Source organism: Kribbella deserti, assembly GCF_042434725.1.
Taxonomy (GTDB): domain Bacteria; phylum Actinomycetota; class Actinomycetes; order Propionibacteriales; family Kribbellaceae; genus Kribbella; species Kribbella deserti.
In genome coordinates, this window is record NZ_JBHLTC010000014.1 from 89,356 (window position 1) to 102,092 (window position 12,737).

Annotated in this window: 11 protein-coding genes; 8 read left to right on the forward strand and 3 right to left on the reverse strand. The window is 67.6% G+C overall.

Going from position 1 to position 12,737, the window contains the following annotated elements; all coding sequences use genetic code 11:
* Nucleotides 1-189: 189 nt before the first annotated feature.
* The 3 genes from paaI to paaK are packed head-to-tail and all read left to right on the forward strand — an operon-like array spanning nt 190 to nt 3,151.
* Complete coding sequence (gene paaI / locus ACFFGN_RS11940) at nt 190-657, forward strand: hydroxyphenylacetyl-CoA thioesterase PaaI (protein WP_380046498.1); 468 nt, start codon at nt 190-192, stop codon at nt 655-657.
* A complete protein-coding gene (gene pcaF / locus ACFFGN_RS11945; RefSeq protein ID WP_446685184.1) occupies nt 654-1,853 on the forward strand; it encodes a 3-oxoadipyl-CoA thiolase in 1,200 nt (399 codons plus the stop codon). The genes paaI and pcaF overlap by 4 nt, the downstream gene beginning before the upstream one ends.
* Nucleotides 1,850-3,151: a phenylacetate--CoA ligase PaaK gene (paaK, locus tag ACFFGN_RS11950; protein WP_380046500.1), complete on the forward strand. Its 1,302-nt coding sequence runs from the start codon at nt 1,850-1,852 to the stop codon at nt 3,149-3,151. Before pcaF ends, paaK begins: the two co-directional genes overlap by 4 nt.
* A 436-nt stretch (nt 3,152-3,587) precedes the next feature.
* Here the strand turns inward: paaK and ACFFGN_RS11955 are convergent, their stop codons facing one another.
* The gene (locus tag ACFFGN_RS11955; RefSeq protein ID WP_380046502.1) at nt 3,588-4,205 is read right to left on the reverse strand and encodes a TetR/AcrR family transcriptional regulator; all 618 of its coding nucleotides are present in this window, start codon (nt 4,203-4,205) and stop codon (nt 3,588-3,590) included.
* Nucleotides 4,206-4,344: 139 nt separating this feature from the next.
* Between ACFFGN_RS11955 and ACFFGN_RS11960 the strand changes: the two genes are divergently transcribed.
* The 4 genes from ACFFGN_RS11960 to ACFFGN_RS11975 all read left to right on the forward strand — a co-directional run bounded on the left by ACFFGN_RS11960 (nt 4,345) and on the right by ACFFGN_RS11975 (nt 8,867).
* Nucleotides 4,345-5,148 carry an SDR family NAD(P)-dependent oxidoreductase gene (locus ACFFGN_RS11960; protein WP_380046504.1) on the forward strand — a complete coding sequence of 268 codons (804 nt, stop codon included), beginning with the start codon at nt 4,345-4,347 and terminating at the stop codon, nt 5,146-5,148.
* A 2-nt stretch (nt 5,149-5,150) separates the two neighbouring features.
* Nucleotides 5,151-6,266 carry a DUF5938 domain-containing protein gene (locus ACFFGN_RS11965; RefSeq protein ID WP_380046506.1) on the forward strand — a complete coding sequence of 372 codons (1,116 nt, stop codon included), beginning with the start codon at nt 5,151-5,153 and terminating at the stop codon, nt 6,264-6,266.
* Between the two features lie 42 nt (nt 6,267-6,308).
* Complete coding sequence (locus tag ACFFGN_RS11970; RefSeq protein WP_380046508.1) at nt 6,309-7,844, forward strand: acyl-CoA synthetase; 1,536 nt, start codon at nt 6,309-6,311, stop codon at nt 7,842-7,844.
* A 486-nt stretch (nt 7,845-8,330) separates the two neighbouring features.
* Nucleotides 8,331-8,867, forward strand: coding sequence for a DinB family protein (locus ACFFGN_RS11975; protein ID WP_380046511.1), 537 nt, complete (start codon nt 8,331-8,333; stop codon nt 8,865-8,867).
* Here ACFFGN_RS11975 and ACFFGN_RS11980 read toward each other — a convergent pair.
* Entirely contained in the window at nt 8,860-10,209 is a 1,350-nt protein-coding gene (locus tag ACFFGN_RS11980; RefSeq protein WP_380046513.1) for a serine hydrolase domain-containing protein, read from the reverse strand. The two genes, ACFFGN_RS11975 and ACFFGN_RS11980, sit on opposite strands and share 8 nt — an antisense overlap.
* Before the next feature lie 45 nt (nt 10,210-10,254).
* Complete coding sequence (locus ACFFGN_RS11985; RefSeq protein ID WP_380046515.1) at nt 10,255-10,881, reverse strand: TetR/AcrR family transcriptional regulator; 627 nt, start codon at nt 10,879-10,881, stop codon at nt 10,255-10,257.
* A 124-nt stretch (nt 10,882-11,005) separates the two neighbouring features.
* Here ACFFGN_RS11985 and ACFFGN_RS11990 point away from each other — a divergent pair, with 124 nt between their 5' ends.
* A complete protein-coding gene (locus ACFFGN_RS11990) occupies nt 11,006-12,613 on the forward strand; it encodes an AMP-binding protein (protein ID WP_380046517.1) in 1,608 nt (535 codons plus the stop codon).
* Nucleotides 12,614-12,737 lie beyond the last annotated feature (124 nt).

The following is a 12,737-nucleotide window of genomic DNA, read 5'->3' on the forward strand; positions in this document are numbered from 1 at the left end:
CGTAGGGACAGCCTCGATGTTACAGTCAATTGCCGATTCGTGAACGTAGTGTCACAAGAAGGTGGTCTCGTGGACGACGAACTGGCCGCTGAGCCGGTCACTGTGCCTGCCACAAGGCCTGCCACAAGGCCTGCCACAAGGCCTGCCACAAGGCCTGCCACAAGGCCTGCCACAAGGCCTGCCGCCGACATGTCTGAACCCATCGCCGGGCCGGCCGCCGAGGTGGCTGAGCCGGGCCTTGAGTTGGCTGAGCGGGTGGCTGCGGCGATGTGGGCGGCGGATGCCGCCAGCGCCGGGCTGGGCATGCGGCTGGCCGACGTCGGCCCGGGCTACGCGAAGCTGGAGATGAAGGTCCGCGACGACATGGTGAACGGGCACGGCATCGCCCACGGCGGGCTGGTCTTCACCCTCGCGGACTCTGCCTTCGCCTTTGCCTGTAACTCGCGCAACGTCTCGACCGTGGCGCAGGGTTGCGACATCGTGTTCGTGGCGCCCGCGCGCCGCGGCGACCTGCTGGTGGCCGAGGCGGCCGAGCGGGCGTCGTACGGACGGAACGGCATCTACGACGTCACCGTTCGGTGTGGCGAGCAGTTGATCGCGGAATTCCGCGGCCGGAGCCGTCAGATCGGCGGCACCATTGTGGAGGAGCACGCATGACCATCCGGCAGGCCTATCTCGTCGACGGCATTCGCACCCCGATCGGCCGGTACGGCGGCGCGCTCGCCGCGGTCCGCCCGGACGATCTCGCGGCGCACGCGATCCGCGCGCTGATGGCGCGTACGCCGGTGGATCCGGCGGCGATCGACGACGTCGTGCTGGGCTGCGCGAACCAGGCCGGCGAGGACAACCGCAACGTCGCCCGGATGGCCGTTCTGCTCGCTGGCCTACCCGAGAGCGTGCCTGGTTCGACGCTGAATCGCTTGTGTGGTTCGGGTTTGGACGCCGTTGCCGCCGCCGCCCGATCGATCGTTGCCGGAGACAACGACATCGTGATCGCCGGCGGCGTCGAATCGATGTCGAGGGCACCTTTTGTGATGCCCAAGGCAACCACCGCGTTCGGCCGGAACGCGGAGATCTACGACACCACCATCGGCTGGCGGTTCGTGAACCCGGTACTCAAGGAGCAGTACGGCATCGACTCGATGCCGGAGACCGCCGAGAACGTCGCCGCCGACTTCGGCATCTCCCGCGCCGATCAGGACGAGTTCGCCCTGCGCAGCCAGCAACGAGCCGCCAAGGCCATCGCGAACGGCCGTCTCACCGAAGAGCTCACACCCGTCACCGTGCCGGGCCGTCAACCCGTCGTGGTGTCGGTGGACGAACACCCGCGCGAAACCTCGATCGAGGCCCTCGGCCGGTTGAAGACGCCGTTCAAAACCGACGGCACCGTGACCGCCGGGAACGCCTCGGGCGTGAACGATGGCGCCGCCGCGCTGCTGGTGATGAGCGGCGAGGCCGTCGAACGGTACGGCCTGACCCCGCTTGCCCGGGTTGTCGGCACGGCCGCGGCCGGCGTACCGCCTCGCATCATGGGCATCGGCCCTGCCCCGGCCACCACGAAACTGCTGGAGCGGTACGGCGTTGGCCTCGCGGACGTGGACGTGGTCGAGTTGAACGAGGCCTTCGCGTCGCAGGCGCTCGCGGTGTTGCGCCGGCTCGGGCTGCCCGACGACGCCGAACACGTCAACCCCAACGGCGGCGGAATCGCCCTCGGTCATCCACTCGGTATGAGCGGCGCCCGGCTCGCTTTGACCGCCGCGCTGGAGCTCCGGCACCGCCAGGGCCGCTACGCGCTCGCCACCATGTGCATCGGGGTGGGCCAGGGCATCGCGACCCTGCTGGAACGGCCATGACCTTGCTCGGCGAGGCCTGTCCGGCCGAACTGCTGGATCCCGGCGAGCGCCTTTCGATCGACGAACTTCGCGAGCGGCAGCTGGCGGGATTACGCGCGACGCTGCGGGCGACGTACGAGAACGTGCCGCACTACCGGGCCGCGCTCGACGGCGTGGGCTTCGCGCCGGATGACCTGAAGTCGTTCGCGGACCTGGCGCGGTTGCCGTTCACCACCAAAGCGGACCTGCGGGAGAACTACCCGTTCGGCATGTTCGCCGTACCGCGCTCCGAGGTGGTCCGGATCCACGCCTCGTCGGGCACGACCGGGCGGCCGACGGTGGTCGGTTACACCGCCGCGGACGTCGACACGTGGGCCGGATTGATGGCCCGTTCGATCCGCGCCGCGGGCGGACGGGCCGGAGATGTCTGCCACGTCGCTTATGGCTACGGGCTGTTCACCGGTGGACTCGGCGCGCACTACGGCGCGGAACGCCTCGGCTGCACGGTGGTCCCGGTGTCCGGCGGCATGACCGAGCGGCAGGTCGACCTGATCCGGGACTTCGGCGCCGCGGTGATCATGGTGACGCCGTCGTACTTCCTCGCCATTCTCGACGAGATGGTTGCCCGGGGCATCGATCCCACCTCGACCTCGTTGCGGGTGGGCATTTTCGGCGCCGAACCGTGGACCGAGCAGATGCGCGCCGAGGTCGAGACCCGGACCGGGATGCACGCCGTCGACATCTACGGCCTGTCCGAGGTGATGGGCCCGGGCGTAGCGCAGGAATGCGTCGAGACCAAGGACGGCCTGCACATCTGGGAGGACCACTTCTATCCGGAGATCATCGACCCGGTCACCGGAGAGGTACTACCGGACGGCGAGATCGGCGAACTGGTCTTCACCACGCTGACAAAGCAGGCCTTCCCCGTACTGCGTTACCGCACGCGCGACCTGACCCGGCTGCTGCCTGGAACCGCGCGGCCCGGCATGCGCCGGATGGAGAAGATCACCGGCCGCACCGACGACATGATGATCGTCCGCGGGGTGAACGTGTTCCCTACCCAGATCGAGGAGCAGATCCTCACGATCGAAGGCCTTACGCCGCACTACCTGTGCGTGCTGAGCCGCCCCGCCCGGATGGACGAACTCACCGTCAAGGTCGAAGCCGCTCCCGGCATGGTGGACCCGGAACCCCTCGCGACCGCCTTAGCTCGTCGCATCAAGGACCGTATCGGCGTCACCGCCACGATCGAGGTAGTCCCGCCGCACGCCCTGGAACGCTCCCTGGGCAAAGCCAAACGCATCCACGACACCCGCTGATCACCCCGACGGGTTGGCAACGCCCACTTCGCCCGGGTCCGCTGTCCTAGCAGGGGAAACAGTGTCCCGGCATGGGAACGGCGTCCTAGCTGGGGTTATTACCCCTGCCCGGAAGCGGTTAGGGGTGCTCGGCTCCCACAAGGTGTCCCCAGTACGGCGGCTCGGCGTGACAGGCGTCCCCAGCGAGGCTGCTCCGCGCGCGGACTGCCCGAAGGCCCCGCTCAAGGCGCACGGTCGGACGTGAAATGCGAACACTCGGACGCAGGATGCGAACTGCCGGACGCGGCCGGGACGCCGTACGGCCGATGTCGGCCTGCGCGCCGATGCGCCCCACCCGTCCACGAGTGGACGCGTACGCACTCGACCCCGACCGCCTGCGTGCATCGGTCCGCTCGAGTCGAGGGGTGGATTCCGACGAATGAATGCGGGTGGCGCGCTAGAGCAGGAGTTTGGGCAGGGTTTGCTGGACGGCGGTGGAGAGTTCTTCGAGGGCTTCCTGGCGGCCGGAGAGGTAGCGGAGCAGGCCTTGCTGGAAGAGGCCGTCGAAGATGCCGTACGCCGTGGCGGGGGGAACGGTGATCGGGGCTTCGCTCAGTTCGCCGTAAGTGCTGACGATTCGCCAGATCATCTCTTCGAGCGTCTTGTCGATCTCGTGCACGTCCGCGCGGAACGACTCGTCGAACAGGCTCTGGTTACGCAGGTCGTACCAAAGGCGGTGCATGGCGCCGTCGTCGCGCAACGTGCCGGCCAGGGCGATGCCGAAATCCTTGCACAGGGCGTCGGCGGTGGTCGCCGTCGCGACGATGTGGTCGTACCGGGTCACGCACTCGGCCTTGTACTGCTTGACGCAGTACGTGATCAGCTCGACCTTGTCGCGGAAGTAGTAGTGCAGCACGCCGTGCGAGAACTCGGAATTCTGCGCGATCTCCCGCAGGCTCGTGCGGGCATAACCGAGCTCGGAGAGGGTATGCAGAGCGGAGGTGGCCAGTTGCGCGCGGCGCTCCGCGAACTTGTCCACCTGCCGGCGTGAGATCCGGTCTTCCACCTCGGTCACGGTCAGGCCTTTCTAAGGGCTGCCTAAGCAGTTTAGCCCGAACCAGGGAAAAACTTGACACTTGTCCAAGAAACTCTTGACGAGTGTCCAGAGTTCGGTGACGCTGAGGTTGTTCCCGCGTTCCTAGGAGGACCCCGAGATGACTCAGTTCGACCTGACAGGCCGCAAGGCACTTGTGACCGGTGGCGCGCAGGGACTTGGAGCCGGTATGGCCGAGGCGCTCGCCAAAGCCGGCGCGAGCGTGATGATCGCCGACATCCAGACCGACACCGGCCAGAAGACCGCGGACACCTTGCGCGACGCGGGCGCGGTGGCCGGATTCGTACCGCTCGACGTGACCGATGACGACAGTTGGCAGAACGCGATCGCGACCACGGTGAGCGAGCTCGATGGGCTTGACATCCTGGTGAACAACGCCGGAATCGAGCTGTCGGGACTGGTGATCGACCTCGATCCGCAGGACGTGACCAGCATGTTGCAGGTCAACGTGCTCGGCGCCGCGCTCGGGGTGAAGCACGCGTTCCGCGCGATGCGCCCGGGCGGTCCGGCCGGCGCGGGTGGCGCCGTCATCAACATCTCCTCGGTCGCCGCCACGATCCCGTTCCCCGGTATCGCCGGTTACTCCGCGACGAAGGCCGCGGTCGATCGGCTTACCCGGGTGGCGGCGCTGGAGTCCGGAAAGCTCGGGTACGGCGTACGGGTCAACTGCATCTATCCCGGCCTGGTGCCGACCGAGATGGGCATGAAGCTCGCCGACGATATGGTCACGCTCGGGCTCTGGCCATCAGCGGAGGCGGCCGTTGGCGACGTGATCGGGCTGACTCCGCTGGGACGGCTCGGCGAGGTCTCGGACATGGCCGACGCGGTGGTCTTCCTGGCCTCGGACGCGGCCCGATTCATCACCGGTGCCGGTCTGCCGGTCGACGGCGGAATGGGGATGTGACCATGCGCAAGCCAGTCGTCGTTTACGGCGCTTCGGGATACACCGGCCGGTTGGTCTGCGAGTACCTGCGCGAGTTCAACATTCCCTTCATCGCGGCCGGCCGGGATGGCGCGCGGATCAAGGACGTGCTCAGCAAGGTGCCCGGTATCGACACGGTCGATCACGAGATCGTCGAGGTGGAGCACGAGGTCAGTGCGCTGACCGAGTTGTTCAGCGGGGCGAAGGTCGTGAGCAACATGGTCGGCCCGTTCGTGAAGTACGGCCCGGAGGTGGTCGAGGCCAGTCTCGCCGCGGGCTGCCACTACCTGGACACCACCGGCGAACAGGACTGGCTGCTCGACGCGCGGGCCCGCTGGGGCGACGCGTTCGCCGCGGAAGGCTTGCTGCTGTCGCCCGGCGTGGCCCAGATGTACACCACCGGCGAGATCGCGGCGAACATCTGCCTGGAGACGCCTGGGCTCGACACGCTCGACATTCTTGTGCTGTGGAAGGGTTTCCCGACCTACGCCTCGACCCAGACCATCTTCACGATCCTCAAGGCAGACTGGCACTACCTGGAAGAGAACCAGCTGCAGAAGTGGGATCCTCTGACCACGTTCGAGGTCGCCGTACCGGGTCAGCACGCTACAGCGCTCGCACTGCCCTGGGGCGGTACGAGCCACCCGGTGTGGTTCCAGCAGGATCCGCGAGTTGCGACGGTCAAGGTCGCGGGCGGGGTGTTCGATCGGGCCGTGATGCAGGGAGTCGTCGACGCGGTTCAGATGGTCGAATCGCAGATCAAGACGCTGCCGCCCGAACAACAGGATGGCGCGCTCGCCGAGGTCGCCGCGTCGGTCCAAGCGGGCATGCCGCCTAGGGAGAACCCACGCCTCAACACCTCGCTCGACTCGGTACACGCCTCTGGGCCACTTGGGCGGGCGCATTGCGTCATCTACGGGAACAGCAACTACAAGCAGACAGGCCTACTGCAGGCGTTCGCAGCGAACTCCCTGCTGCAGGAGCCTCCACGGCGTGCTGGGCTTGCGTCGGCTTGTCAGGCCTTCGGACACCGCCGGCTGCTCGGCGCGCTGCGCAGCTTCGGCCTGGTCCTCGAACCGGTCCTCACGGTTCATCACTGAGCTGGTGCGCGGGCCACCCCGCACCCTTTTGGAGGAGTGGCCGTGCGGCTCTTCGACTACCTCGACAAGGGCACCTCGCTCGGGGCGTCCGCGCCCTGCCTGACGATGTCCGGCACTTCACTGACGTACGGCGAGGTGCAGGAGTTGTCCTGGCAGGTGGCCCGCGCGTTGCACCGCTCAGGCGTACGCCCTGGTGACAAGGTCGCGATCCTCTCGGCCAACAACCCGATCGCCTTCGCGTGTGTTTTCGGTATCTCCCGGGCCGGCGCGGTCTGGTGCCCGGTCAATCCGCGGAACGAGGCACTGGAGAATCGCGAACTCCTGCACACCTTCGACTGCTCGACGCTGATCTTCCAGCAGGCGTTTCTCCCTTTGGTGGAACGGATTCTGCCCGGGCTCCCCGGCCTCACCACGCTGATCTGCCTCGACGCGGAACCCGCCGTCGCGACCGGTCTGACCCGCTGGCTGGGCGACGTACCGGCCGAGCCGTTCGAGTGCGAGCCGCTCGACGACCTCGCCCTGCTGGTCGCGACGGGCGGTACGACGGGCCGGCCGAAGGGCGTGCCACTGACCGGGCGCAACCTCGAAACGATGTCCGCCATTACGTTGATGAGCTATCCCTTCGGCGAACGCCCGGTCTACCTCGCGCTGGCGCCATTGACCCACGCCGCCGGGGTGTTGTGCTTCCCGGTGCTCACGCTCGGCGGGGAGATCGTGATCATGCCCGCGCCCGACCTGACGTCGTTCCTGGACTTGATCGCGGCACAGCGGGTTACCCACACGTTCCTCCCGCCGACGCTGATCTACATGCTGCTCGCACATCCCGCGCTCGACGACACGGACCTGACCTCCCTCCGGTGCTTCTGGTACGGCGCCGCGCCCATGTCGTCGGCCCGGCTGAGCGAGGCGCTGACCCGGATCGGCCCGGTGATGGCACAGCTGTTCGGCCAAAGCGAGGCGCCGATGATGATCGCCACGATGGCCCCGGCCGACCACTTCCGACCGGACGGCAGCCAGGCGGTCGAACGTTTCACCACCGCGGGCCGTCCGAGCCCACTCGTCCAGGTCGCGATCATGGACGACGCCGGCAACCTGCTGCCCACCGGCGAACGCGGCGAGATCGTCGTACGCGGCTCACTGGTGATGGCCGGCTACTACCGCGACCCGGTCGCCACCGCCGACGCGAGCCGCCACGGCTGGCACCACACCGGCGACATCGGTTACCTCGACGCGGACAACTACCTGTCCATCGTCGACCGGGCCAAGGACATGATCATCACCGGCGGTTTCAACGTCTACTCCGCCGAGGTCGAACAGGCCCTGCTCACCCATCCCGCCATTCAGGACTGCGCCGTCATCGGCCTGCCCGACGACAAATGGGGCGAACGCGTCACCGCCGTACTGCAACTCCACCCCCACGCCACCCTCACCCCGGCCGAGGCCCAATCCCACGTGAAAGCCCTGCTGGGCAGCGTCAAAACCCCCAAGCAAATCGAAATCTGGCCCGACCTCCCCCGCTCCAAAGTAGGCAAAGTCCTCAAACCCCCGATCAAGTCCCAGCTAACCACCACCGCCTGATTCCGGAACTCGCCCGCTTCGGCACCTCAGCCCGGACGCCGCCAGCGCCTCCCGCGCCAACCCTGGTCGCGTCTGCACACCCCTCCACGAGTGGTCGCGTCCGCGCGCGCTTCGCGAATTCGTGCGGTGAGGGTTGGCTGCCGAGTTCTGGCGCCGCTACATGGTTGCAGCCGGGCAGCCGACACAAAATCCGGCAGCGGCCCTGACGAAAGCCGGTAGCCGCGCTGAAACCAGGTAGCGGCATGGGGCAGCGGTTCTGACGCGACCACTCGCGGGCAGAGGCGTCCATTCGTGGGCGGAAAGGGATCCGTACACGGCAAAAGCAGGCGACTGTGGATGACTCGAAGGTTAGGGTGGGTGGGAGACGGAGAGGGGGTGGCGTGGTGAAGGGTTTTGGTGTCGCGCTGTCTTGCCGTCGTTCTCTCGGCTGATTCGAGGCCGGCGGTGGTGAGGCCCGCGGCTGATGACGAACAGTGGGAGTTGGCAGTGCCATCGAGTACACGTGCGCCGCGTACGGGCGACGAGAGAAGCCAGATCGTCGGCATGCTGGATCACCAGCGCCGGTTGGTCCGGATGAAGTGCCAGGGGTTGAGCGAGGCCGACGCGCATCGGCCGGTATTGCCGGCGTCGCCGTTGATGACGATGGCGGGAGTCGTCGCGCATCTTCGCTGGGTGGAGTACGCGTGGTTCCACCTCAACCTGCTGGGAATTCCCGAAACGGACCAGACGCCGTGGAAGGAAGGTGGTCACGTCGATGCGGAGATGTTCGTGGACGACGTACCGTTGGACCAGTTGCTCGACGAGTACGACGAGGAGTGGGCCCGGTCGAACGCGATCGCGGCGAGCCATTCGCTCGACGACCTGGAGAAGAACCCGGGCAAGGGCGAAGCCGCCTCCGTGCGGTACATCCTGTTGCACCTGATCGAGGAGACCGCGCGCCACCTCGGTCACCTGGACGCCATCCGGGAACTGCTGGACGGCATCACCAGCTACGAGGTGGCGGCGGAATCGCCTGCTACTTAAGCCATTCGCCGAAGGCGTAGGGCTCACGCGTGAACAAGTAGGTTGCCCAGTGCAACGTCTTGACCGCGCCGGACGGGTCGCGAGCGATACGCAGTAGTTCGCCTCGCTCTCGACCCGCTTCCGTCCGGTAGAGGTCCTCGCCCACCGGCGTGAACACCGACGGTGGCTTGTGCGCGGGGGCCGCGGCGCCGCGCGCGTGCAGCCGGCCGTCCACCACGAAGAACACGTAGGGCTGTCCCTCCGAGAACCAGGTCCCGAGCAGCCCGGTGAACTCAGCCGGTACGGACGTGCCGGGCATCCACGGCGCGTCGGGCAGCGGATCGTTGTCGAGCACCTCCAGCGCGAGCGCGGCCGCCAGACCGGCGGGGTCCGGCGCGGAGGTCGAGTTCATCAGGGCGATCCCGGCCGTACCCGACGGGCGGTGCACGAAGCTGCCGGTGATGTGGCCGGGCATTCCGCCGGTATGACCGACCAGCACCCGCTCACCCTGACGCAGCAGCATGAAGCCGAGGCCGAACCCGAGCGTCCACTGGTCCACGTCCGCCATGATCTGCGGCTGGCACATCTCCTCGAGGGTGTCCGGCGCGAGCACCTCGTCCACCGGGTTCGCCACGAACGACGTCCATTTCGCGAGGTCCTCCGCCGTACTGGCCAGACCGCCGCAGGCCGCCATCGCGCCCAGGTCGAACACCGGCTCCAGCACGGGCACGTCGCTGTACGGCGGTACGTAGTACCCGGTGGCGGCGGGACCACCGTCGAAGCCGAGCGACGTACGGCGCATCTCGAGCGGTTCGAGAATGCGGGCCCGGATCGAGTCCATCCAGTCGCGTCCGTCCAGGCGGGCCACGAGCTCGCCGAGCAGGGAGTAGACCAGGTTCGAGTAGTGCCAGCGATCGTGCGGGCGGCCCACGCGCTCGGCGTCGTTCCAGCCGGTGATGAGCTGGGCGCGATCGGGGAACTCGAACACCGACCAGACCTCGTCGACGGGCTCGCGCTGCATACCGGTGACGTGGCTGAGCATCTGCCGGATGGTGATGCCGTGGTGCTTGCTCTCCGGGATGTGCTTTTCCAGCAGGTCGTCCAGGCTGAGCTTGCCCTCGTCGCGCAGCGCCATGATCAGCACGGCCGTCAGGGTCTTGCTCTGCGAGGCGATCAGGAACTGCGAGTCGGCCGTCGGCGCCACCCCGGGCGAGCCGACGTCAGCCGAGCCGACACCGGCCGACCACGCGAGCACCCCCTCCCGCGCGACGCCGCCGACGATGCCGGGCACGCGGCCCTTCACCTGCCGTGCGGCGATGATCTTCACCAACGAGGACTGAGTCTGAGCGGCGATATCGGTCACTCCGCGATGGTAATGGCCTGCGGTTCACCGGGTCCGCGGCTCACGTCAGTCGAGCATCAGGCTCAGGCCGAGATTGATCAGCGCCTCGCGGACCTCGTCGGCGGGCGGGCGCGGATCGCACACCATCCAGTCGTAGACCACGGTGTTGACCGCGCCGATGAACGACAACCCGAGGAACCGGAAGTCCTTCGGGCTGATCTCGCCGCGCGCGACGCCGGTCTCGCCGATGTGCACGACGGTCGCGACCAGCATTTCGCGGTACGCCAGCCGCTGATGCTCCAGCGCGGGGCTGATACCGACCACCTCGACGAACGAGAGCTGGGCCCGGCGCAGGTCCGACATCACCATCCGCAGGTAAGCGTCGACCGCGCTTCGCACCCGCACCGGCACCTTGTCGTTCATGTGCTCCGCCAGGGCCGCGGTGGTGCCCTGAACGCCGGTCTCCATGATGTGCTTGTGGGCCGCGAGCAGCACGGCTTCCTTGTTCGGGAACTCGTGGTAGAAGTGCCGGGTCGACACTTTCGCGTGCGCGCACAGCCGTTCCACCGAGGTGGACGTATAGCCCTCGGTGCCGAACAACTCGAACGCGGCTTCCATCAACCGCTCCCGGCGAGCCGCCTTCCACTCGTCGACCGAGCGCCCGGAATAGCGGCGGGTAGCGGGTTCAGTCATGACACCTCTCGGCGATTGGTCTGGCGCGAAGTCTTGTCATGGTAGCGACCGTGCTCCTACAGTACGCGCCAGTAGTTAAGTGAAAAGACAGCTTTTCGCTTCTCTCCCGCCACGGAGGTGGCCTATGGCCCCGGCTGTTGTCGACAAAGTCCACGCCGTCTCCGTGCTGCGCCGCGCGGGACTGCTCGATCTCCGCCACCCGTTGCTGACCGCCCAGACCTCGCTCGCGATGCGCCGGCTCGGGCCGATCGCGGGCGCCGCGCACATCGCCGCCCGGCGCGATCCGGCGGACCTGGCGCTGATCGACGACCTCGGCCGACTGACGTACGGCGAACTCGACCGCCGGGCCAACGCGCTGGCGCGATCGTGGTCCGCGATCGGGATCCGGCCGGGCGCGGTGGTCGGCGTACTGTGTCGCGATCATCGTGGCGCGGTCGACGCGATGATCGCCTGCGGCAAGCTCGGCGCGCGCCTGGTCCTACTCAACACCGGATTCAGCCGGGTCCAGCTGGCCGATGTCGCTACCAGGGAAGGCGTTTCGGTCCTGGTCTACGACGCGGAGTTCGGCTCGTTGCTCTCGGCAATTCACGCTGGCGTACGGCGTTTTGTTGCCTGGGGCAACTCCGACAGTGACGCCGAGGCGAGCCTGGATCAGTTGATCGCGTCCGCCGACGGAGACTCGTTCGGGCCGCCGGCGGAACAAGCCGGCATGGTCTTGCTCACCGGCGGCACGACGGGCACTCCAAAAGGCGCCGCGCGGCAGGTACGTTCACCCTTGATCGCGGCCCAATTCCTCGAGCGGGTCCCGCTGCGCCGGGGTGACGTCGTGTACATCGCCGCGCCGATCTTCCACGGCACGGGTTTGACCCAGTTCATCATGACGCTGGCGCTGGGTTCCACGATGATCCTGCGCAGGCGGTTCGACCCGCTGGCCACGCTGCAGGGTATGGCCGATCATGGGGCGACCGCCCTGATCGTCGTACCGACGATGCTGCAGCGAATTCTCGCGCTCGGGCCCGACGTACTCGGCGCCTACGACACGAGCCGTCTACGCGTACTGATGAGCGCGGGCGCCCTGCTGCCGACGGACCTGGGCAATCGGGTGATGGAGACCTTCGGCCCGGTACTGCACAACCTCTACGGCTCGACCGAAGTGGCCGTCGCGGCCGTGGCGATGCCCGCGGACTGGCTGGCCGCGCCGGGATGCGCCGGGCGCCCACCGCACGGCTGCCAGGTCCGGCTGTACGACGATGCCGGGCGGGCGGTCACTCGTGCCGGCGTCACCGGGCGGATCTTCGTCGGCAACGGACTGGCCTTCAGCGGCTATACCGGCGGTGGAACCAAGGAGATGATCGACGGCCTGCTCAGTACGGGCGACCTCGGGCACTTCGACACAGGTGGCCGGTTGTTCGTGGACGGGCGTGACGACGACATGATCGTGTCCGGCGGGGAGAACGTCTTTCCGATCGAGGTGGAGAACCTCGTCGACGCCATGCCCGGCGTGACCGAGGCGGCCGCGTTCGGCGTACCGGATGAGGAGTTCGGTCAGCGGCTCCGGCTCTTCGTCGTCAAGGACCCGGGCAGCCCGCTCGACGCCGACACGATCAAGTCCCACATCAGGCAGAACCTCGCCCGCTTCAAAGTCCCCCGCGACATCGTCTTCCTACCCGAACTCCCCCGCACCGCCACCGGCAAAGTAGACCGCCGTGCCCTCCCCCTCACCCCCACCTGACCCGCCGCTGCATACCGTTCATCGGACGCTTGTGACGCGGCGTGTCGCGGTTCATCGGACGCTTGTGACGCGGCGTGTCGCGGTTCATCGGACGCTTGTGACCAACCTCCGGCGTGTCATCGGA

What these genes read in the sequence shown, in the direction of transcription:
- ACFFGN_RS11990 (WP_380046517.1), top strand. Translation starts at nt 11,006, where the DNA reads ATGGCCCCGGCTGTTGTCGACAAAGTCCACGCCGTCTCCGTGCTGCGC.
- paaK (WP_380046500.1), top strand. Translation starts at nt 1,850, where the DNA reads ATGACCTTGCTCGGCGAGGCCTGTCCGGCCGAACTGCTGGATCCCGGC.
- ACFFGN_RS11985 (WP_380046515.1), bottom strand. Translation starts at nt 10,881, where the DNA reads ATGACTGAACCCGCTACCCGCCGCTATTCCGGGCGCTCGGTCGACGAG.
- ACFFGN_RS11965 (WP_380046506.1), top strand. Translation starts at nt 5,151, where the DNA reads ATGCGCAAGCCAGTCGTCGTTTACGGCGCTTCGGGATACACCGGCCGG.
- paaI (WP_380046498.1), top strand. Translation starts at nt 190, where the DNA reads ATGTCTGAACCCATCGCCGGGCCGGCCGCCGAGGTGGCTGAGCCGGGC.
- ACFFGN_RS11960 (WP_380046504.1), top strand. Translation starts at nt 4,345, where the DNA reads ATGACTCAGTTCGACCTGACAGGCCGCAAGGCACTTGTGACCGGTGGC.
- pcaF (WP_446685184.1), top strand. Translation starts at nt 654, where the DNA reads ATGACCATCCGGCAGGCCTATCTCGTCGACGGCATTCGCACCCCGATC.